General features: G+C 45.9%; 21 protein-coding genes. 5 read left to right on the top strand and 16 right to left on the bottom strand.

The genetic code is table 11. From position 1 onward, the window contains the following. The first annotated feature begins 98 nt into the window (after window positions 1-98). Window positions 99-1019 carry a glutaminase B gene (gene glsB, locus J8Z23_RS13655; protein ID WP_005381007.1) on the top strand — a complete coding sequence of 307 codons (921 nt, stop codon included), beginning with the start codon at window positions 99-101 and terminating at the stop codon, window positions 1017-1019. Window positions 1020-1109: 90 nt separating this feature from the next. Here the strand turns inward: glsB and hemW are convergent, their stop codons facing one another. From hemW to J8Z23_RS13620, 7 genes are all read right to left on the bottom strand, one after another. After that, window positions 1110-2288, bottom strand: a complete 1179-nt coding sequence (gene hemW, locus J8Z23_RS13650; RefSeq protein ID WP_301659961.1) for a radical SAM family heme chaperone HemW — start codon at window positions 2286-2288, stop codon at window positions 1110-1112. A gap of 18 nt (window positions 2289-2306) precedes the next feature. Continuing rightward, window positions 2307-2909 carry an XTP/dITP diphosphatase gene (locus J8Z23_RS13645; protein ID WP_193447896.1) on the bottom strand — a complete coding sequence of 201 codons (603 nt, stop codon included), beginning with the start codon at window positions 2907-2909 and terminating at the stop codon, window positions 2307-2309. 118 nt (window positions 2910-3027) lie between these two features. Then, entirely contained in the window at window positions 3028-3459 is a 432-nt protein-coding gene (locus J8Z23_RS13640; RefSeq protein WP_005393982.1) for a DUF4426 domain-containing protein, read from the bottom strand. A 127-nt stretch (window positions 3460-3586) separates the two neighbouring features. Then, on the bottom strand, window positions 3587-3877 hold the full coding sequence (gene yggU / locus J8Z23_RS13635; protein WP_005393980.1) for a DUF167 family protein YggU: 291 nt from the start codon (window positions 3875-3877) through the stop codon (window positions 3587-3589). Next, window positions 3877-4434, bottom strand: coding sequence for a YggT family protein (locus J8Z23_RS13630; protein ID WP_012841393.1), 558 nt, complete (start codon window positions 4432-4434; stop codon window positions 3877-3879). The genes yggU and J8Z23_RS13630 overlap by 1 nt, the downstream gene beginning before the upstream one ends. 52 nt (window positions 4435-4486) lie before the next feature. Beyond that, a complete protein-coding gene (gene proC / locus J8Z23_RS13625; RefSeq protein ID WP_047008834.1) occupies window positions 4487-5305 on the bottom strand; it encodes a pyrroline-5-carboxylate reductase in 819 nt (272 codons plus the stop codon). Between the two features lie 157 nt (window positions 5306-5462). After that, window positions 5463-6164, bottom strand: coding sequence for a YggS family pyridoxal phosphate-dependent enzyme (locus J8Z23_RS13620; protein ID WP_054575409.1), 702 nt, complete (start codon window positions 6162-6164; stop codon window positions 5463-5465). Window positions 6165-6192: 28 nt separating this feature from the next. On the opposite strand from J8Z23_RS13620, the gene J8Z23_RS13615 reads away from it, so the two are divergent. Together J8Z23_RS13615 and J8Z23_RS13610 are read left to right on the top strand one after the other, a co-directional pair. Beyond that, window positions 6193-7233, top strand: a complete 1041-nt coding sequence (locus tag J8Z23_RS13615; protein ID WP_395229700.1) for a type IV pilus twitching motility protein PilT — start codon at window positions 6193-6195, stop codon at window positions 7231-7233. 20 nt (window positions 7234-7253) lie between these two features. Beyond that, window positions 7254-8360 carry a PilT/PilU family type 4a pilus ATPase gene (locus J8Z23_RS13610; RefSeq protein WP_006743091.1) on the top strand — a complete coding sequence of 369 codons (1107 nt, stop codon included), beginning with the start codon at window positions 7254-7256 and terminating at the stop codon, window positions 8358-8360. Window positions 8361-8421: 61 nt separating this feature from the next. On the opposite strand, the gene ruvX is transcribed toward J8Z23_RS13610, so the two are convergent. The 8 genes from ruvX to metK all read right to left on the bottom strand — a co-directional run bounded on the left by ruvX (window position 8422) and on the right by metK (window position 15151). Next, window positions 8422-8847, bottom strand: coding sequence for a Holliday junction resolvase RuvX (ruvX, locus tag J8Z23_RS13605; RefSeq protein WP_005381017.1), 426 nt, complete (start codon window positions 8845-8847; stop codon window positions 8422-8424). 34 nt (window positions 8848-8881) lie between these two features. Then, window positions 8882-9445 (bottom strand): YqgE/AlgH family protein, encoded by a 564-nt coding sequence (locus J8Z23_RS13600; RefSeq protein WP_005393973.1) that lies wholly within the window; start codon window positions 9443-9445, stop codon window positions 8882-8884. A gap of 128 nt (window positions 9446-9573) precedes the next feature. Further along, entirely contained in the window at window positions 9574-10524 is a 951-nt protein-coding gene (gshB, locus tag J8Z23_RS13595; RefSeq protein ID WP_006743090.1) for a glutathione synthase, read from the bottom strand. A gap of 13 nt (window positions 10525-10537) precedes the next feature. Further along, window positions 10538-11269, bottom strand: coding sequence for a 16S rRNA (uracil(1498)-N(3))-methyltransferase (gene rsmE / locus J8Z23_RS13590; protein ID WP_005393970.1), 732 nt, complete (start codon window positions 11267-11269; stop codon window positions 10538-10540). Window positions 11270-11385: 116 nt separating this feature from the next. Beyond that, the gene (endA, locus tag J8Z23_RS13585) at window positions 11386-12081 is read right to left on the bottom strand and encodes a deoxyribonuclease I (RefSeq protein WP_047008832.1); all 696 of its coding nucleotides are present in this window, start codon (window positions 12079-12081) and stop codon (window positions 11386-11388) included. A gap of 150 nt (window positions 12082-12231) precedes the next feature. Beyond that, a complete protein-coding gene (locus J8Z23_RS13580; RefSeq protein ID WP_434633927.1) occupies window positions 12232-12729 on the bottom strand; it encodes a SprT family zinc-dependent metalloprotease in 498 nt (165 codons plus the stop codon). A 68-nt stretch (window positions 12730-12797) separates the two neighbouring features. After that, window positions 12798-13595, bottom strand: a complete 798-nt coding sequence (locus J8Z23_RS13575) for a DUF2189 domain-containing protein (protein WP_005393959.1) — start codon at window positions 13593-13595, stop codon at window positions 12798-12800. Window positions 13596-13996: 401 nt separating this feature from the next. Further along, window positions 13997-15151 (bottom strand): methionine adenosyltransferase, encoded by a 1155-nt coding sequence (gene metK / locus J8Z23_RS13570; protein ID WP_005381027.1) that lies wholly within the window; start codon window positions 15149-15151, stop codon window positions 13997-13999. A 315-nt stretch (window positions 15152-15466) separates the two neighbouring features. Here metK and tkt point away from each other — a divergent pair, with 315 nt between their 5' ends. Next, entirely contained in the window at window positions 15467-17461 is a 1995-nt protein-coding gene (gene tkt, locus J8Z23_RS13565; RefSeq protein WP_005393956.1) for a transketolase, read from the top strand. A gap of 94 nt (window positions 17462-17555) precedes the next feature. On the opposite strand, the gene J8Z23_RS13560 is transcribed toward tkt, so the two are convergent. After that, window positions 17556-18449 (bottom strand): LysR family transcriptional regulator, encoded by an 894-nt coding sequence (locus J8Z23_RS13560; protein ID WP_006743086.1) that lies wholly within the window; start codon window positions 18447-18449, stop codon window positions 17556-17558. A gap of 140 nt (window positions 18450-18589) precedes the next feature. On the opposite strand from J8Z23_RS13560, the gene J8Z23_RS13555 reads away from it, so the two are divergent. Next, window positions 18590-20548, top strand: a complete 1959-nt coding sequence (locus tag J8Z23_RS13555) for a ligand-gated channel protein (RefSeq protein WP_005393952.1) — start codon at window positions 18590-18592, stop codon at window positions 20546-20548. The last annotated feature ends 66 nt before the right edge of the window (window positions 20549-20614 follow it).

Genomic DNA, 20614 nt, shown 5'->3' with positions numbered 1-20614 from the left:
TCGACTTGAGTCGAACGAACCCTATGGAAAAGCCAACGACACGTTGGCTTTTTTTACCTCTGAGCTCAACGAGTTCTCTTGTAAATAGAAGGTAGAGAATGAAACCGACAGTGGAAATTTTGACAGATATTTTGGCGGAAGTGCGCCCTTTAATCGGCCAAGGCAAAGTGGCTGATTACATTCCTGCTCTGGCAAAAGTACCCAGCAACAAGTTAGGTATTGCGGTATACACCAACGAAGGTGAGGTTATTAAGGCGGGCGATGCCGATGAACCTTTCTCTATCCAATCTATTTCAAAAGCATTGAGCTTGACGTTAGCGATGTGCTTGTACAAGCAAGAAGAAATTTGGTCTCGAGTGGGAAAAGAGCCTTCGGGGCAGGCATTTAATTCGCTAATCCAGCTAGAAATGGAGCAAGGTATTCCTCGCAATCCTTTTATTAATGCTGGAGCGATAGTTGTGGCTGATTTGTTGCAAACTCGCTTATCTGCACCTCGTCAGCGTCTATTGGAATTTGTGCGTCAGCTTTCTGGTGATACTCACATTGTGTATGACAAAGTCGTCGCGGCATCCGAAATGATGCATGGTGATCGTAATGCGGCGATTGCATATCTCATGCGCTCGTTTGGCAACTTCGAAAATGAAGTGATTCCAGTGCTGCAAAACTACTTCCACGCTTGTGCGCTGAAGATGAGCTGTGTCGATTTGGCTAAAACGTTTAGCTATTTAGCAAACAAAGGCACATCGGTACAAACGGGTAAGCCTGTAGTTTCCCCTGTGCAAACCAAACAACTTAATGCGCTGTTAGCAACGTGTGGCTTGTATGATGGCGCGGGCGAGTTTGCTTATCGCGTTGGTATGCCTGGTAAGTCTGGTGTTGGTGGTGGCATTATCGCGGTAGTACCTGGTGAAATGACCATTTCAGTATGGTCTCCAGAGCTTGACCCTTCAGGTAACTCGCTTGCTGGTACTAAGGCGCTTGAGCTGCTCTCTGAACGAATTGGCCGTTCAATTTTCTAATGTTGGAAGTGTGTCAACCTTATTTAGGATGGTACTGTTTCTAAATAAAAAGCCTCTCAATTGAGAGGCTTTTTTTGTTTTTGGGTTGCGTTACTCTTCGCTTTCTTCGGCCATAAAGGCTTCGAGCAAGTCATTAAGGAAGAGCTTCCCTTTTTCAGTAATTTGCCAATGAGTGGCGGTTTCACTCAAGTAGCCCATTTCTAACGCCCAATCAATAGTTTCTTGAATCGTACTGAGCGGTAAGCCTGTGGTGTCCACATAATCTTGCTTCGGACAGGCTTCGATTAAGCGGAATCGGTTCATAAAGAACTCGAATGGACGATCTTCATCCGCGACGACATGTTCTGTATGCAGATAAGGTTTGACCATATTTTGATAAGCCGCTAAATAGCCTCGCGGGTGTTTTACCTTTGTCGTTCGAATAATACGTCCGTCGGTAAAACTGAGTTTGCCATGAGAGCCACAACCGATACCAAGGTAATCGCCAAAGCGCCAGTAGTTGAGGTTGTGCTGACACTGATAGCCCGGCTTGCTGTAACCCGAGATTTCATATTGCACATAACCCGCTGATGAAAGTTTTTGGTGTCCGAGCTCGAAAATATCCCACAAGTCATCATCGTCAGGTAGCGTTGGTGGCTTGTAGTAAAACATGGTGTTTGGTTCGATGGTCAGCTGATACCAAGACAAGTGCGGCGGTGCCAACTCAATCGCTTTGTCCAAATCTGCCAAGGCTTGTTCGATGCTTTGATCAGGTAAGCCGTGCATGAGATCGAGGTTAAAGCTGTTCAAACCGATTTGGTGCGCCAGCTTAGCAGCATTGACGGCTTCGTCTTGGCCGTGAATGCGCCCCAAACGCTCAAGCTTCTGCTGCTCAAAGCTTTGCACACCGATAGAGATACGCGTTACACCAGCTTTGCGGTAGCCAACAAAACGCTCTGCTTCGATAGTGCCTGGGTTCGCTTCCATGGTGATTTCGATTTCAGGCTTGAACGGAATACGCGCTTCAATGCCCTTAAGTAGACGCTCGATGCCTTCTGCCGAAATCAAACTCGGCGTACCACCACCAATGAAGATTGAATGCAGTGGACGTGGCGCTTCGTTAAGGCGGTATTTTTGAATGTCAGTATCCAAATCTTCTAGAAGGGCATTGATGTACTCTTCTTCTGGAATGTCCGCTTTTAGTGCGTGTGAATTGAAATCACAATAAGGGCACTTTTGCACACACCAAGGGATGTGTACATACAAGCTGAGTGCTGGGGGCGTTAACATGGTCTAATTCGCTCGTGATTACTGAGACACTTGCTCAGATAGTTGAGCAAACAACGACTGGAGCGCTTTACCGCGGTGAGACAGTTGTTTCTTACGTGCAGGTTCAAGTTCGGCTGACGCACAGTTGTCTTCAGGAACAAAGAAGATTGGGTCGTAGCCAAAGCCATTTTCACCGTGCGCTTCAGTTAGAATGCGGCCTTCCCATTTTCCGTGGCAGACGATAGGCGTTGGGTCGTTCTCGTGGCGCATGAGGACTAATACGCAGTGGAAACGTGCTGTACGTTCTGCTTCTGGTACGCCTTCCATTGCCGATAGCAATTTTTCTAGATTCTCTTGATCAGATGCGTTCTCGCCTGCGTAACGTGCAGAGTAAATGCCCGGAGCGCCTTTTAAGAAATCGACTTCTAAGCCAGAGTCATCTGCAATCGCAGGAAGCCCTGTTTCTTGTGCGGCATGGCGAGCTTTGATGATCGCGTTTTCAATGAAGGTTGTACCCGTTTCTGCTACTTCCGATACATTGAATTCACTTTGCGCTAATACTTCAAAACCGAAGTCAGACAATAAATCTGCCATTTCACGAACTTTGCCTTGGTTACCGGTTGCTAGCACAATTTTTTTCATGGGAATCTCTTTTAATAGTGATAGAGGAGAACAAATCGTTCTCCTCTAGATATTCTTTAACTAATAAGTGGTTTTTAGCCTGCTTAGATCCAAAAGCTTTTGGATCATCACAACCCAATTACTCTTCAACATAAAACTTCTGGGTGAATTTAAGCTTACCTGAGCCTTTGTTTCCAGCTTTTACGTCAATATCGAAAGTAAAAGTTTCTTCGTGGGTAATTGGCAGTTCGGCTAAATAGTATATCGCATTGCCTTCTTTGACTTCACGAAAGGACAAGGTCTGAGTTTGGCCGATGAGGTTTTTCGCGCGTCCAGCAATTTTTGCTTCTAATGCAGGTTTACCCAATGAAGCTCTATCTAGCACGCTAATATTAACCACAGCGAGGTATCCATTACGCTTGATATCGTAGCTACGTGCGACTTTCGGTGTTAAGAATGTCGAGTTAAACGCGACATAGTGTACTTCGATATCTTTCATATTTTTAAACTGATCGGCGAAGCTTGGTAACGACAATAGGCTGATCAGTAATGCGGTAATCCATTTGCTCATTGTTACTTCCTCAAAGCACTTGTTATAAAACAACCATAGCCGCAATTTTACCTTGGTCACGGGGTAAAAATGCGAACTCAGTCATTGGTACTAGTAAGTGTGGTACAAAATTGTAAATAAAAAGCCATCATAAGATGGCTTTAATTTCTGTCGGTATCTGGGTAGGTGATTCTATCCGAATTTGTTTGTGCCGTCCTAATTCACCTTTTTCTATGTGAACCAAACCCTTAGCGATTTTAAACTGCTTGGCTAAGAACTTAGTTAGGTGCGCATTAGCTTTGCCATCGACAGGTGGAGCAGTAATGGCGATTTTGAGCTCTTCACCATGCAAGCCAACAATTTTATCGCGGCTTGCTTTAGGTTGAATATAGAGCTTTAGGATGATGTCCTCGCCATCTTGCCAAACTGCGGCTGACATTATAACTGGAACCAAATTGGACCAATGATATCACCCATCAAGAAGTTCGCGAACTGCAAGCCGATAAACAGTACCAGTACGCTCAAATCAAGACCACCAATAGCCGGAATAATACGACGGATTGGTGCGCACATTGGCTCGGTTAATTGATGGAATACGTACTCGATAGGGCTGCGACCTTGGCTTACCCAGCTCAAAATTGCACGGATCAATAGTACCCAGAACAGCAGACCTCCAGCGGCTTTGATTAATGATAACAAGCCCAAGAACAAGAAATCAGCGCTGAAAGAGACGGAACCGTTAGAGGCTATCAGGATCAGAACGACAAATTTAAGCACACACAACACGTAGGCAAACAACACGGTTGCTAGGTCAATATTCCCCACGGATGGGATAATGCGGCGCAGTGGACCAATGACCGGCTGAGTCGCTTTTACTATGAATTGCGAGAATGGGTTGTAGAAGTCTGCGCGTGCAGCTTGCAACCAAATTCGCAAAATTACGACCATGATGTACAGGTCAAATAGGGTTGAGATGAGAAAACTCATTGAATTCATAAGGTACCCTTAACAAGTGATGGATGATACTAAACGGAGTTCATCCAAATAATTAAAACAGTTTTTCCATTTCTTCCGCGCGAGCCACAGCAGCTTGCATGGCTTTAGCAACAATATCTGAAAGTTGATGTTCGTTGAATGTACGCAGTGCTTCTGCCGTTGTCCCACCTTTCGATGTCACGTTCTCACGCAGGGTCGATAGCTCAGTTTCTGGGTTGCTAACCACCATACTGGCCGCGCCCAATGCAGCTTGCTGAACCAATAGTCGAGCGGTGTCTTTATCAAAGCCTTGAGCAATCGCTTCTGCTTGCATTGCTTCCATAAACAGAAAGAAGTATGCCGGAGCACTGCCCGCTGCGGCAATCACATTATTGATACCAGACTCTTGCTCAACCCAGCATACCTTACCGACCGCTTCCATTAACTCTGCGGCAAAAGCCTTGTCTTGCTCAGTTACATGAGCTGGTGCGAATAAACCACTCATGCCCAACCCAAGTTGTGATGGCGTATTTGGCATAACACGAACCAAGTTCAATTTTGTCGCTAGCATATCATCCAATCGTGAACAGTTGATGCCAGCGGCAATAGAAATCACCAGTTTATTAGTGAAATCGATCGCTTGCAGTGGTTTACAAACATCAGCCATCATTTGCGGTTTCACAGACAATACCACCACATCCGCCTCGGTCGCCGCTTGGATGTTATCGCTGGTGGTACGGATGCCAAAATCTTGTTCTAGCGGAAGACGGCGTGCCTCTGAAGGAGCTGTCGCGGTAATGTTTTGCGCTGGGTATCCGTTAGCAACCAAGCCAGAAACAATGGCTCTCACCATGTTGCCAGCACCAATGAAGGCGATTTTTTTATGTTCCATTTGTCTGATTTCCATCATGATATTTAGAGTTTGTTGTGCGCTCAGGTGTATAATGGCGCCGCTGTTACTTACTGCTCCTATTGGCGAGTAAGATGATTGCGCGATTTACTCTTTAATTTAACGACGAATTTATGTCGCTAGTGAGCGTTTTGTTGATTTAGCTGTAGTCTCGCGCGCCGAAAATAGCGGTTCCAATACGAACCATTGTACTACCAGCTTCGATTGCAGCGGTCATATCACCACTCATTCCCATTGATAATGTATCGATTTCTGGGAACTGAGCTTCGAGTGTTTGCTTCAATGTAGCCAACTTCTGAAATTCATGAAGTTGTGATTCGTAATCAGACACGTTGGCAGGAATCGACATCAACCCTCTTAAAGTGAGGTTGGGTAGGCGAGAAATCAACTCCGCCAGCTCGAATACTTCCGCTTCGGTGACACCAGACTTAGATGCTTCACCACTGGTGTTAACCTGAATCAGAACTTGTAGCGGTTTAAGTTCGCTTGGACGCTGATCATTCAGGCGTTGAGCAATCTTGGTTCGATCTATGGTGTGAACCCAATCGAAATGTTCGGCAACAAGTCGCGATTTATTCGACTGAATCGGGCCAATGAAGTGCCATTCGATTCGATTATCTGGATAATGCTCGGCAAAGTGCTGAACTTTACTGACGCCCTCTTGGACGTAGTTTTCACCAAAGGCGGTTTGTCCCGCTTGGTAGGCTTCGAGAATTGCCTCGACAGGTTTAGTTTTGCTTACCGCTAGAAGTTGCACTGACTCTGGAGTTCGACCACATTTTTGCTCGTCATATCGAATTTGAGAGGTGATATGTTCAATATTTTGTTGAATACTACTCATAGCTGTACTTTAGACTTAAGGATTTTAAATGGATATCACTGAGTTACTGGATTTTAGTGTAAAACATAATGCCTCAGATCTACATCTTTCTGCAGGTGTCCCACCAATGGTTCGTATTGATGGGGATGTGAGAAAACTAGGCATTCCAGCGTTTACACACCAAGAAGTGCATCGTTTGGTTTTCGAAATCATGAACGATGCCCAACGCAGTGAGTTCGAAGAAAAACTCGAAGTCGACTTCTCTTTTGAGTTGCATAACGTTGGTCGTTTCCGTGTCAACGCTTTCAACCAATCTCGTGGCTGTGCGGCAGTATTCCGTACCATTCCAAGTAGCATTCCAACTTTGGAAGAGCTGGAAGCTCCCGAGATCTTCAAAAAAATTGCGAACGCTGAAAAAGGCTTAGTTCTGGTTACTGGCCCAACAGGTTCTGGTAAATCGACGACCTTAGCAGCCATTGTTGACTACATTAATCATAATCACAACAAGCACGTACTCACAATTGAAGATCCGATTGAATTTGTTCACAACAACAATAAATGTTTGATCAACCAGCGTGAAGTACACCGTGATACGCACAGTTTCCAAAACGCACTGCGCAGCGCATTACGTGAAGACCCGGATGTCATTCTGGTTGGTGAGATGCGTGACAAAGAAACCATCAGCCTTGCATTAACGGCGGCGGAAACGGGGCACTTAGTGTTCGGCACGTTACACACCAGCTCGGCGGCAAAAACCATTGACCGTATTATCGATGTGTTCCCTGGCAGTGATAAAGACATGGTGCGCTCGATGCTTTCTGAATCCCTTCGTTCGGTTATCGCGCAAAAGTTATTGAAACGTAATGGTGGTGGCCGTATTGCATGCCATGAAATCATGATGGCAACGCCTGCGATTCGTAACTTGATCCGCGAAGACAAAGTCGCGCAGATGTATTCGATCATTCAAACTGGTGCGGCTCACGGCATGCAAACCATGGAGCAAAATGCTCGTCAGTTAATGGCACAAGGTATGGTCGCTCGTGAAGAGGTCGATAGTAAGATCGGGTTAGAAGTGCAGCAATTCTCGTAATACGTAGGTGAACACGGAAGATGGATCTAAATAAATTTCTCGAAGGTATGCTGGCGCTGAAAGCGTCGGATCTGTACATCACGGTTGGTGCGCCAATTTTGTTTCGCGTGGATGGCGAATTGCGACCACAAGGTGAAAAACTCACCGAGAGTGATGTGGCTGCATTACTCGACAGCGCTATGGAACCAGATCGGCGTCAGGAATTTCGTAAAAGTCGCGAGTCGAATTTTGCCATTGTGAGAGATTGTGGTCGCTTCCGTGTGAGTGCCTTTTTTCAACGAGAATTACCGGGTGCGGTGATTCGTCGTATTGAAACCAATATTCCCACCTTTGAGCAATTAAAGTTACCGTTAGTGTTGCAAGATTTAGCGATAGCCAAGCGTGGTTTGGTGTTGGTGGTTGGTGCTACTGGGTCAGGTAAGTCCACCACAATGGCGGCAATGACGGGCTATCGAAACAGCAACAAGACGGGGCACATTTTGACGGTCGAAGATCCGATCGAATTCGTGCATGAGCACAAGCGCTGTATCGTGACTCAACGCGAAGTTGGGTTAGATACGGAAAGCTATGAAGTTGCGCTTAAAAACTCGCTGCGCCAAGCACCAGATATGATTTTGATTGGTGAGATCCGTAGCCGTGAAACAATGGAATACGCGATGACGTTCGCCGAAACGGGCCATTTGTGTATGGCAACGTTGCACGCCAATAATGCCAACCAAGCTTTAGAGCGCATTCTTCACTTGGTACCGAAAGATCAAAAAGAACAATTCTTGTTCGACTTGTCGATGAACCTAAAAGGCGTGGTTGGTCAGCAGCTGATCCGAGATAAGAATGGGCAGGGGCGTCATGGTGTGTTTGAGATCTTGCTAAATAGCCCACGAGTATCTGATTTGATCCGTCGCGGAGATTTGCATGAGTTGAAGTCAACCATGGCTCGCTCAAATGAGTTTGGTATGCTGACGTTCGATCAATCTCTTTATAAGTTGGTGATGCAAGGTAAGATCAGCGAAGAAGATGCGCTGCACAGTGCCGATTCGGCGAATGATTTGCGCTTGATGTTGAAAACACAGCGTGGCGAAGCATTCTCTACGGGCAGTCTTGCTAACGTTAAGATCGATATGGATTAAGCGTGTTTAGACGAAAAAAGGTTGGCACTTGCCAACCTTTTCTTGTTTTGAGTATTGTGTTTTATTCACCCCAGAGGGCTTCAAACCAGCTTTCTAGAATCACCACCGCTGACTGGCAGTCCACATTCCCTTTCGATAGGGCTTTGTAGCCGCCCATGCTGAACAACTCCGCACGAGCTTCTGCTGTAGATAAACGCTCATCATGCAGTTCAACAGGTAAGCCGTATCGGCCTTGCAGACGCTTAGCAAATTTTCGTGCACGAGGGGTTATGGTCTCAAGGTCTTTGCCATGAAGATCAGTTGGTAAACCGACCACTAGCAAATCTGGCTGCCACTCTTTGATTTGCTTTTCGATATCGTCCCAATTTGGAATACCGTCATTGGCTTTAAAGGCTTTTAATGGGGAAGCCGTACCAGTAATTTCTTGGCCAATAGCGCTACCAATGCTTTTGGTTCCAAAGTCAAAAGCCATAATTGTGCGTGACATAAGGTGTCTCTATCTAATGTAACTGTATTTCGGACTAAGCATGTCCAGAGTCTGCTGAAAGGTGACTTGGGTCGATGCCCAGCTTTTCGACCGCTTTCTTCCAACGCTCGTTGATTGGTGTATTAAAGATAATTTCAGGCGTCGCTTCAATGGTGAGCCAAGAGTTTTCGACCAGCTCATTTTCTAATTGGCCTGCACTCCAACCGGAGTAGCCAAGTGCCACTAAGTAATCACTTGGTTCTGCTTCTGTTCCTAACACCGAAAGAATATCACGTGAAGTGGTTACAGCGAGATCATCAGTCATTTGGACGCTGGACTCGTAGTAATCTTTAGGTTTATGCAGAATAAAACCACGATCTTCCGAGATTGGGCCGCCATTGTAGACTGGTCTATCTAGGCTGGCTTCAAATAGGCGCGGGTGTACTGGCTGAACTTCCACCTGCTTGAGCATGTTGCCGACGGTGATATCAACAGGAGCATTGATCATCAACCCCATAGCTCCGTCTTCGTTGTGCTCACAAACGTAGATCACGCTGTTTTGAAAGTACGGATCTTTCATCCCAGGCATGGCAACTAAAAAGTGATTTGTGAGATTCATACTCATATTGACCCTTAACTCTCGTAAATGCCCCTAAGCAAACATCATACAGTTTACCATCTAGGTATGTGCATGAGTTTGCTTAAGTTAATGTACTACGCTCTCTATTAACTGTAATACAGTTTGAGTTATTCGCCTTTTACTCGACGCTCAATCGCATCCATCAGTTTGCCAGTGATTGAGATGTCAAAAGCCGCTTCAATTTCGCGAATACAGGTTGGGCTGGTGACGTTGATTTCCGTTAGCTTATCGCCAATTACGTCAAGGCCAACAAAGATAAGGCCTTTTTCTTTCAGTGTAGGAGCCACAGTTTGAGCAATCTTAATATCGGTCTCGCTTAGTGGTCGAGCCTCACCTGTGCCACCAGCTGCAAGGTTACCGCGCGTTTCACCTTTTGCAGGAATACGAGCTAGACAGTAAGGCATTGGTTCACCATCTACGACTAAGATACGTTTGTCACCGTTGCTGATATCTGGCACGAAGGTTTGCGCCATTGCGTAGTTTTGACCGTGGTTGGTCAGTGTTTCGATGATTACAGAGACGTTAGGGTCGTTTTCTTTTACGCGGAAGATAGATGCGCCGCCCATACCATCAAGCGGTTTTAGGATGACATCACCATGCTTTTCACGAAACTCTTTAATTTTCTCTGCTTTTCGCGTCACGATTGTCGTTGGTGTCAGCTCAGGGAACCACGCTGTAAACAGTTTTTCATTACAATCACGTAGACTTTGAGGTTTGTTAACGATCAGTGCACCTTGTTCTTCTGCACGCTCAAGGATGTAAGTCGCGTAGATGTATTCTGTGTCAAACGGAGGATCTTTACGCATTAGTACAGCGTCTAGCTCAGACAGTTCGATCGTTTGCTCTGATTTGAACTCGTACCAACCGTTTGGATCTTCTTTTAGTTCCACCACTTTAGTATCTGCAATAGCAACGCCTTGATCGAGATGCAGATCATTCATTTCCATGTAGTGGATTTCATAGCCGCGTCGTTGCGCTTCAAGCATCATGGCAAAGCTAGAGTCTTTTTTGATGTTAATGGACGAAATTGGGTCCATCACAATGCCGAGTTTGATCATTATTTTTCTCCGTTTAACCAAGATCGCCGAAACGAACTTGTAAGGCTGTAATTGCTGTCAGAGCCGCTGTTTCGGTGCGCAGAACGCGAGGGCCGAGTAGCGTTTCTTCAAATTGATATTCTCGAGTCATCTCGATCTCTTCAGACGATAAACCGCCTTCAGGGCCGATCAGTAGGCGCACTTTTTCAACCGGTGTTGGCAGTGTGTTGATTGAGTAGTTAGCACGAGGATGAAGATTGAGCTTTAAGCCATCGTACTCTTCTTTACACCACTCTTCCAAGCTCATAATTGGACGAATTTCTGGAACGACATTGCGTCCACATTGCTCACAGGCACTGATGGCGATTTTTTGCCATTGCGCAAGTTTTTTCTCAAAGCGCTTTTGGTCAAGCTTGACGCCACAACGTTCGGAAATCAGAGGTGTGATGGTATTGACGCCAAGTTCCACTGACTTTTGGATAGTGAACTCCATCTTATCGCCACGTGAAATAACTTGACCAAGGTGCAGGTCTAAAGGGGATTCAATACTGTTTTCTACACGCTCAGTAATGTTAACCAAAACCGTCTTTTTGCTGACTTCACTGATAACCGCTGGGAATTCTGCGCCGCTGCCGTCAAATAGGAGAACGTCTTGGCCTTCTTTCATGCGCAGAACACGGCCGATATGGCCTGCTGCGTCGTCACTTAAAGCAAGTGAGCCAAGTTGATGAATGGTTTCTGGATGATAAATTCGAGGGATACGCATGAGATTTCCAGCAAGAGAATAAACTTAAACCCTAACATGGATGCTTTAAACCGAAAAAACAAGGGGCAAGAAGCGTTTCAATATCAGTTATTGAAACGCTTCAAGGTAGAGGAGCACTAGAGTGCGCGACAGGCTTTTTGAACAAATGGGTTATGATTGCCTTGTACTTTGGCAATGCGCTCGTCACGCTCACATTCCCATTTATCGACTGGGTAGGTTTTGTTCCAAGCACTCATCAACTGCGTTTGCTGTTTTGATAATTTAAAGCCGTACTCTTTGCTCATGTATAGGTAGGTACGAGCAATCGAACCTCGAGCACGGTCTGGTGGCATGACTTTACGCTGCTTAAAGTTCACTTGCATCTCACAGCGACCATAACTCACGCCATCGATACCGTTCCATTGGCTAAAGTTGTAGTTCGAACGGTCACCGTTTACTTCACCAATGGCAGGGGTTAGGTTGTGCAGGTCTGCTTCCATCAAGCGAAAGGTTTTGTCTTTTTTCTTGCAGTTTTTACGTCCGCCATCTTGCCAGCATTGACGCTGGTGGCCAAATTGCCACGCAGGTACCACATGCTCCCATTCGATTCGTGCGGCCCGCTTTTCCTGTTTACGGACTTGGTAACCGCAAGAGGCTAAATCTGGGGAGCCTTTTTTGCCTTGCCATTGAATGTTGCAGCCACAGTAAAAGCTCGTTGGATGGTCTTGATAAATTTTTACCGCCTCACGTTTGGCGGCAGAGAATGAGCTTGGTGGCGCGGCAACCGCAGTGCTAGAAAGCGCGATAAGTAACAGAGAGAATAGGTATTTCATGATTAAAGTCTTTATAAAGTATGACTTTATTCATGATAACACGCATAAAATAGCTTTAGTGATGAGTAAGTTAACAATAAATGGCGAAGGGAAGGTTTTGATAAACTCGATCTTTATTTTGGGAACGCAAGTAACACTATGAGATATAGATTACGATAACTGAATGCCCGTGAAGTTAAGTGGTTGGCGGCATTTTTGACAAGAGTACGTCGCCTCTTTGCGCAGCACTTTATTATGACGGCGAATCGATAGAGGGTAGGCCATACAACCACAACGATACTCAAAGGTTTTACCTTGAACGGATTTTACTTCAAAGCTGTGAGTGGTTTTGGCTGGTACGTTAAATACGGCTTCCATGACGCCTTTCCATTCTTTGCCATGAGGCCTAACTCGCCCGTAAACCTGATAAGTAATCAGGTGCGCTACCTCATGAGGAATAACTTCATCTAAGAATGCTTGGGTGTTTTCACGAAATAAAATGGGATTTAGGCGCACTTGATTCAATTGAAGGTAGGCTTTTCCTGCCGCTTTCCCGCGGACGTTGAAGGTGATCGTTGGAATAGGGAAAGAACGTTTGAAAGCTTGCTCTGCCATCGCGATGCAGTCCGCCATCACTTGTTTGGCTTTATAGCTTAGTTCTATATCCACAACTCACCTCGATAAATCAAATAAAAAAGCCCCCGCATTCGCGAGGGCCAGATCATAGCATCAGTTAATTACGGAGTGTGTTTTTTCTTGATGGTGGCATGGTAAGCGTGCCATGTACCGTAGCCTAGAATTGGCATGGTAAACAACATTCCGATCCCGTACGTTGCAAAGCCGATAAGAATACCGCCGCAGATGATCGCCGCCCAAACAATCATCGCTGGAATGTTGGATTTCACCGCATTAAAGCTAGTAAATACAGCGGTCATCATGTCTACGCGACGCTCCATCATGAGCGGAATAGAAAAGGCTGAAATGCTAAACACCACACAAGCCAAAACAAAGCCAACTAGAGAGCCGATGACAAGGAAGGGGAGGAACTCACTTAAAGATGCCCCTTGAACAGAAGGGTAAAGCGCATGAAGTAGAGCGGCAATACGCATCCAAAATATCATACACACTGCGAGTAACACGGCGAATGCCCATTGAGATGTTGAATTACGACCGATCGCTTTCATTGAATGGAACAAGCTTGCTTTGTGTCCGCGCTCTCTCTCCCAACTGGCATCATACAAGCCGAGCGCGAGAAACGGACCGATTAACATGTAAACAATCAAACTGGGCATGACGACCAAGTGTGTGCCTTGCCACTGAACGAGCAAAACAATGCCTATGGCAGCTGCCATAAAACAGATGCCATAGAAAGCACTAATAAGCGGCATTCGCACGAAATCATGCAGACCTAATGCGAGCCAATGAAAAGGTGCAGAAAGATTGACCGTATTGCACGGTATGGTTCTGGCGTATTCGTTGTCTGGCACTTCCTTTCGCTTGTTGTGGAAGTCCGATGGATTAACAGTTCGAGGCATAACTCCTCCTTGATTTATTCCCACATTATCCGCTTATACCAACTGACAGCGGTTTTTGTTCAGTCAAACTTGAAGCGACTTTTTCAAGTTTACATCTGAGCATTGGCTTAGTTTGGTATCGGCCATAAAGATGCCTGACTCGTGTCTTTCGTAAGTGTTGCTGCCACAGTCACCAGCATCCGACGTCTCTATTTAAATTGGAATTAACAATATTTTAACTATTGGCGGAGATGGGATAATTTACAAATAATTGCTTAAAATTTATTCGGTATAAAAATGAGGGAGAAACAGGACTGCTTCATGGGGCTGGGCGGTATGAGCTTAAATGGCTGGATAAAAGTTGCTGAAAATAAAAAGCCCCCGCCAGAGGCGAGGGCTTGATTAATTCTTGCTTGGCTTGATTATTTGATGCCAGCGAAATCGCGTAGAAGTGCAGCTTTGTCTGTCGCTTCCCACGGGAATTCTTCACGACCGAAGTGACCGTAAGCCGCTGTCTTCTTGTAGATAGGTTGAAGAAGGTTAAGCATTTCTTGTAGACCGTATGGACGTAGGTCGAAGAATTGACGAACCGCTTCAATGATGATGTCGTGAGATACTTTCTCAGTACCGAACGTTTCCACCATGATAGACGTTGGATCCGCAACACCGATTGCGTAAGAAAGTTGGATCTCACAACGGTCAGCCATGCCAGCCGCTACGATGTTTTTCGCTACGTAACGTGCTGCGTATGCTGCACTACGGTCAACTTTTGATGGATCTTTACCAGAGAACGCACCGCCACCGTGACGAGCTGCGCCGCCGTAGGTATCTACGATGATCTTACGACCTGTTAGACCACAGTCACCCATAGGACCACCGATTACAAAGCGACCAGTTGGGTTGATGAAGAAGTTTGTTTCTTTGTTGATCCACTCAGAAGGTAGCACTGGCTTAATGATCTCTTCCATTACCGCTTCACGCAGGTCTGAAGTTGAGATTGAATCACAGTGTTGAGTTGAAAGAACAACCGCGTCGATACCAACGATGTTACCTTGATCGTATTGGAATGTTACCTGAGATTTTGCATCAGGGCGCAACCAAGGTAGTGTGCCGTTTTTACGAACTTCTGCTTGCTTTTGAACAAGACGGTGAGAGTAAGTAATTGGCGCTGGCATTAGTACTTCAGTTTCGTTACAAGCGTAACCAAACATGATGCCTTGGTCGCCTGCACCTTGTTCTTTAGGGTCAGCTTTATCAACACCTTGGTTGATATCTGGCGACTGTTTACCTATTGTGTTTAGTACCGCACAAGAATCTGCGTCAAAGCCCATATCTGAATGTACGTAGCCGATTTCACGAACGGTTTCACGAGTTAACTCTTCGATGTCTACCCATGCTGAAGTCGTGATTTCACCACCCACCATTACCATACCGGTTTTAACGTAAGTCTCACATGCAACACGAGCCTTTGGATCTTGCTCTAGAATCGCGTCAAGAACCGCATCAGAAATCTGGTCTGCAATTTTATCTGGATGACCTTCTGATACTGACTCAGAAGTAAACAGGTGCTTAGCCATGTTAGCTCCACTATATCTGGTTTAAAACTGGGGAATGATAAACTCTCCAGCGCAAATTAATACTAATTTTTGTAGGTGTATCTACATCTAGACGTCTATTCTAAATTTGATTGCTCGAATTACAAGCTCTTTTTTGGTTTTTGTTATAACCAAACGTTTGCCTGATTTATTGATAATTTTAAGAACTTCGAACGATTTGGCGCGAAAGGTGCAATATTTGTGAGGTTTTGGACTGGAAAACGTTTGCACACCCAAGAGGGCTTTGAGAGAATTATGACCTACTTTTCGTTTCGCTTAATGTACTCAGGAGCAGACATGTCGTCTCGTAAACATCTTGCCAATGCAATTCGTGCTCTAAGCATGGATGGTGTTCAACAAGCTAACTCAGGCCACCCAGGCGCACCAATGGGTATGGCTGATATCGCTGAAGTTCTTTGGCGCTCTCACCTAAACCACAACCCATCAAACCCAGAGTGGGCCGACCGCGACCGCTTCGTGCTATCAAACGGTCACGGCTCAATGCTTATTTACTCTCTACTGCACTTAAGCGGTTATGAGCTATCTATTGACGATCTGAAAAACTTCCGTCAATTGCACTCAAAAACCCCAGGTCACCCAGAGTACGGCTACGCGCCTGGTATCGAGACAACAACGGGTCCTCTTGGTCAAGGCATCACTAATGCTGTTGGTATGGCTATCGCAGAGAAAGCACTAGCGGCACAGTTCAACAAAGAAGGTCACGACATCGTTGACCACTTTACGTATGTGTTCATGGGTGACGGCTGTCTGATGGAAGGCATCTCGCATGAAGCATGCTCTCTAGCAGGTACGCTAGGTCTAGGCAAACTGATCGCGTTTTGGGATGACAACGGTATCTCTATCGACGGTCACGTTGAAGGTTGGTTCTCTGACGATACACCTAAGCGTTTCGAAGCTTACGGCTGGCACGTAATCCCAGCGGTAGACGGTCACGATCCTGAAGCAATCAACGCAGCGATTGAAGCGGCTAAAGCGGATCCTCGTCCGACTCTAATCTGTACTAAAACAATTATCGGTTTCGGTTCTCCTAACAAGTCTGGTTCGCACGACTGTCACGGTGCGCCATTAGGTCACGATGAGATTCAAGCGGCTCGCGAATACCTAGGTTGGGAGTACGGTCCATTTGAAATCCCTGCAGATGTTTACGCTGAGTGGGATGCAAAAGAAGCAGGTGCAGCGAAAGAAGCGGCTTGGAATGAAAAGTTCGAAGCATACGCAGCAGCTTACCCTGCAGAAGCAGCAGAGCTTAAACGTCGTCTAAACGGCGAACTTCCAGCGGAATGGGAAGAAAAAGCGAACCAAATCATTGCTGATCTTCAAGCAAACCCAGCGAACATTGCATCACGTAAAGCATCGCAAAATGCACTAGAAGCGTTTGGTCAAATGCTTCCTGAGTTTATGGGTGGTTCTGCTGACCTAGCGCCTTCTAACCTGACCATGTGGTCTGGTTCTAAGTCTCTAGAAACGGATGACTTCTCTGGCAACTACATCCACTACGGTGTACGTGAATTCGGTATGACCGCTATCATCAACGGTATCGCATTGCACGGTGGTTTCGTTCCTTACGGCGCAACATTCCTAATGTTCATGGAATACGCTCGTAACGCAATGCGTATGGCTGCGCTGATGAAAATTCAGAACATCCAAGTGTACACGCACGATTCGATTGGTCTTGGCGAAGATGGCCCAACTCACCAACCTGTTGAGCAAATGGCATCTCTACGCGTAACGCCAAACATGAGCACATGGCGTCCGTGTGACCAGGTTGAGTCTGCCGTAGCATGGAAACTAGCGATTGAACGTAAAGATGCACCAACAGCACTTATCTTCTCTCGTCAAAACTTAGCGCAACAAGATCGTACAGCTGAGCAAGTAGCGAACATCGCGAAAGGTGCTTACATCCTGAAAGATTGTGAAGGCAAGCCAGAGCTTATCCTTATCGCAACAGGCTCTGAAGTTGAGCTAGCAGTAGAAGCTGCGACTCAACTAACAGCAGAAGGTAAGAAAGTGCGCGTGGTTTCAATGCCATCAACAGATGCATTCGACAAACAAGACGCCGCTTACCGTGAAGCAGTATTGCCATCAGACGTAACGGCACGCATCGCTATCGAAGCGGGCATCGCAGACTTCTGGTACAAGTACGTTGGTTTCGACGGTCGCATCATCGGCATGACGACATTTGGTGAATCTGCACCTGCTGGTCAGCTATTCGAGATGTTTGGCTTTACGACTGAAAACGTAGTGAACACAGCAAAAGAATTGCTAGCGTAACTGCTAGATTGTCTCAATAGTCCGAACGTAAAGGACGACTGTTAGATACTAAAGTTGGAAAGGCCATCATTGCGATGGCCTTTTTTGTTTTTTGTCAGGTTTTCCAACCTTGTGGAATGCTTTGGTGAATACAGTCTAAAAGTACGGATAAGCGCAGTGGTGGTCTTCCTGCAGGCGTATAGCAGTTAATGGAGATGGGCTCTGAAAGCCAACCTTCTAAGCAAGGTGTGATTCGACCCGGATGATGTTTCTCGTAGCCGCTTGCTGTCCAAGTTGGCAACAGTCCAATACCATGACCATTCGCGATGCTGTCGATCTGCATTGCGATGTTGTCGCTGTATAAGCGACTCACAAATGGCTCTAAAAAGAACTCACCGTGTTGAGGGTGTGTGAGCATCAATCCATTTTCTTGTACCGAGCCAAAATCGATCCACGGATGTGCTTCAAGCTCTTTGGGGTGCAGGATCGAACCGTGTTGTTCAAGATAAGCTGGAGAGGCAAAGGGCGTGTAACGAAATGAGCCTAATACCTCTTTGCGCCAATCGAGATCTTTACGCTCACCGAGCCAGATGAACAAATCTGGGTCATGGTGCGCTTCAGAAAAGTCACTGGTAAGTTGGACCCTAACGTCAGGATTATCGGCAAGAAAACCGTTGAGCACACCACCTAGCCAACTTCTAACTAATGCTGTGTGACAAACAATATGTAGCGGCCCTGAAACTTGGTTTGTTAAACCTTGAAGCGCGTCATAACTCTCTTCACTTAGCTCAAGAATCTGGCGACTGTAGTGGGCAAAAATTTCTCCTGCCCTTGTCAGAACTAATCGGTTACCTTGTCTTGCGGTTAGAGCCTGACCGAAATCTTCTTCTAATTGTGCTAAGCGACGACTTAGCGTTGATTTAGGCTGGTTAAGGGCCTTGGCAGCGGCGGTCAAACTCTTATGCTGATTGAGCGCATCAAAGGCTCGAATTGATGCTAAGTCGTGCATATTTCATTTACTCCTTACTGCGTTATGCACGGGTTCCATAAATGGGAAGAACCGTTCCATAACTCTCACTATGCATCTCATTCTATTTGTGAATAATTCACTTTCGAAAATAATAATCATTATCAATTATGGAGATGTAGATGTCTACTCTTAGACTGCCAGTTATTACTGCAACTGGTATTTTAGCCTTCGTCAGTGTCCCTCATGTATTTGCCAATGATGCGGTTTCTAAAATGGAAACAGTGGTTGTAACTGCATCAAGTTATGAGCAATCTCAAGCGGACGCGCCTGCAAGTATTAGTGTGATTTCACGTGAGGAGTTGGACTCTCGTTATTACCGCGATGTGACTGATGCACTAAAAAGTGTGCCTGGTGTCGTCGTAACAGGTGGTGGTGACACTACCGATATCAGTATCCGTGGTATGGGTTCTAAATACACTTTGATACTGGTCGATGGTAAACGTCAAAGCACACGTGAAACTCGCCCAAATAGTGACGGCCCTGGTATCGAACAAGGTTGGTTGCCTCCTCTTCAAGCGATTGAGCGAATTGAAGTTATCCGTGGTCCAATGTCGACGCTTTATGGCTCTGATGCGATTGGTGGTGTAATTAACGTGATCACGCGAAAAGACGCGATGGAGTGGACAGGTAATGTTCAGCTAGGCACGGTTCTGCAAGAAAACAGTCGCTCGGGCGGAGAGCAGAGCGCGAATTTCTTCGTCAATGGGCCGCTAGCCGAAAATCTATCTCTCCAAGTATACGGTCAGTATACCGCAAGAGAAGAAGACGATATTGAATACGGTTATGAAGATAAAGATATGCAAAGTATCTCTTCAAAACTGACCTACCAGATTAATGACCGCCATTCTGTGCAACTAGAGGGTGGCACATCGGCACAAAGTCGTCGCGGTAACGTTGGCCTTTCCGTACCAACGACGGGTTGCCGAAGAGGTTGTGAGGATTCACTCAACGAATATCGTCGTAATTATGTAACGCTAAGTCACAATGGCGACTGGGACTCGGTTGGCATCTCAGATACTTACTTACAACGTGAAGAGAGCGAGAACAAATCTCGCGAGATGACGATCACCAACACCACGTTCAAATCGAGCTTGGTGACTGGTATTGGAAACCATACGTTGACGACTGGTGTGGACGCCACTCATGCCGAGCTTGAGGATTTCACCTCCAACAAAGCGTCATCGAAGACCGAAACATCGAATACGCAGTGGGCTGTTTTCATTGAAGATGAATGGAGAATCGCCGATCCGTTTAGCGTTACGCTTGGTGGTCGTCTAGATCATGACGAAAACTATGGCGCGCACTTTAGTCCGCGTGTCTATGGTGTATGGCGAGTTGACCCGTCTTGGACTGTGAAAGGTGGCGTGGCAACAGGTTTCCGTTCTCCGCAATTACGTGAAATTACTCCTGGTTGGGCGCAAGTCAGTGGCGGCGGTAATATCTACGGTAACCCAGACCTTGACCCTGAAACGTCGCTAAACAAAGAAATCAGTGTCTTGTATCAAGGTGACTCTGGTTTAGATGTCTCTTTGACTGCGTTCCATAATGAGTTCAAAGACAAGATCACACGTGTTGTTTGCCCAGATACCATCTGTACAGATGGACCAAACCAATGGGGTGCAGATCCAACGTACCGCATTAACGTGGACGAAGCGGTCACACAAGGTATTGAAGCGACCTTAGCATCGCCATTAACGGAAACCATTTACCTCAGCTCGAGCTACACATTTACCGACTCAGAGCAAAAAACAGGTGAATACAAAGGCATGCCGCTGCAGCAGTTACCAAAGCATTTGTTTAATGTGGATGTAACTTGGCAAACAACAACAGATCTAGAAAGCTGGGCTAAAGTCACTTACCGAGGTAAAGAAATGGATCCGGTTACTGGCCCATCAAGAAACAGTATCGTAGAGCCTGCTTATACTTTTGTTGACGCTGGTGTGACATACCAGTTAACCGATAATACTCGTATTAAAGGTGCGATCTATAACTTGCTGGATGAGGAAATCAGTTACGAAGAATACGGATATGTCGAAGATGGTCGTCGCTACTGGTTAGGTTTAGACGTCGCATTTTAATTATTGTTGTAATAAGGCCGAGCATTGTCTCGGCCTTTTTTAATCCTGCTTTACTATGATTCAACA

This window comes from Vibrio sp. SCSIO 43086, assembly GCF_051132235.1.
Classification (GTDB): domain Bacteria; phylum Pseudomonadota; class Gammaproteobacteria; order Enterobacterales; family Vibrionaceae; genus Vibrio; species Vibrio diabolicus.
Note: the sequence above shows the minus strand (reverse complement) of the source record. Positions and strands in the feature narration are given on the sequence as shown.

Bases quoted from the DNA above. Each gene is read 5' to 3' on its own strand.
- glsB (WP_005381007.1), top strand. From the start codon at position 99: ATGAAACCGACAGTGGAAATTTTGACAGATATTTTGGCGGAAGTGCGC.
- hemW (WP_301659961.1), bottom strand. From the start codon at position 2,288: ATGTTAACGCCCCCAGCACTCAGCTTGTATGTACACATCCCTTGGTGT.
- J8Z23_RS13645 (WP_193447896.1), bottom strand. From the start codon at position 2,909: ATGAAAAAAATTGTGCTAGCAACCGGTAACCAAGGCAAAGTTCGTGAA.
- J8Z23_RS13640 (WP_005393982.1), bottom strand. From the start codon at position 3,459: ATGAGCAAATGGATTACCGCATTACTGATCAGCCTATTGTCGTTACCA.
- yggU (WP_005393980.1), bottom strand. From the start codon at position 3,877: ATGTCAGCCGCAGTTTGGCAAGATGGCGAGGACATCATCCTAAAGCTC.
- J8Z23_RS13630 (WP_012841393.1), bottom strand. From the start codon at position 4,434: ATGAATTCAATGAGTTTTCTCATCTCAACCCTATTTGACCTGTACATC.
- proC (WP_047008834.1), bottom strand. From the start codon at position 5,305: ATGGAACATAAAAAAATCGCCTTCATTGGTGCTGGCAACATGGTGAGA.
- J8Z23_RS13620 (WP_054575409.1), bottom strand. From the start codon at position 6,164: ATGAGTAGTATTCAACAAAATATTGAACATATCACCTCTCAAATTCGA.
- J8Z23_RS13615 (WP_395229700.1), top strand. From the start codon at position 6,193: ATGGATATCACTGAGTTACTGGATTTTAGTGTAAAACATAATGCCTCA.
- J8Z23_RS13610 (WP_006743091.1), top strand. From the start codon at position 7,254: ATGGATCTAAATAAATTTCTCGAAGGTATGCTGGCGCTGAAAGCGTCG.
- ruvX (WP_005381017.1), bottom strand. From the start codon at position 8,847: ATGTCACGCACAATTATGGCTTTTGACTTTGGAACCAAAAGCATTGGT.
- J8Z23_RS13600 (WP_005393973.1), bottom strand. From the start codon at position 9,445: ATGAATCTCACAAATCACTTTTTAGTTGCCATGCCTGGGATGAAAGAT.
- gshB (WP_006743090.1), bottom strand. From the start codon at position 10,524: ATGATCAAACTCGGCATTGTGATGGACCCAATTTCGTCCATTAACATC.
- rsmE (WP_005393970.1), bottom strand. From the start codon at position 11,269: ATGCGTATCCCTCGAATTTATCATCCAGAAACCATTCATCAACTTGGC.
- endA (WP_047008832.1), bottom strand. From the start codon at position 12,081: ATGAAATACCTATTCTCTCTGTTACTTATCGCGCTTTCTAGCACTGCG.
- J8Z23_RS13575 (WP_005393959.1), bottom strand. From the start codon at position 13,595: ATGCCTCGAACTGTTAATCCATCGGACTTCCACAACAAGCGAAAGGAA.
- metK (WP_005381027.1), bottom strand. From the start codon at position 15,151: ATGGCTAAGCACCTGTTTACTTCTGAGTCAGTATCAGAAGGTCATCCA.
- tkt (WP_005393956.1), top strand. From the start codon at position 15,467: ATGTCGTCTCGTAAACATCTTGCCAATGCAATTCGTGCTCTAAGCATG.
- J8Z23_RS13560 (WP_006743086.1), bottom strand. From the start codon at position 18,449: ATGCACGACTTAGCATCAATTCGAGCCTTTGATGCGCTCAATCAGCAT.
- J8Z23_RS13555 (WP_005393952.1), top strand. From the start codon at position 18,590: ATGTCTACTCTTAGACTGCCAGTTATTACTGCAACTGGTATTTTAGCC.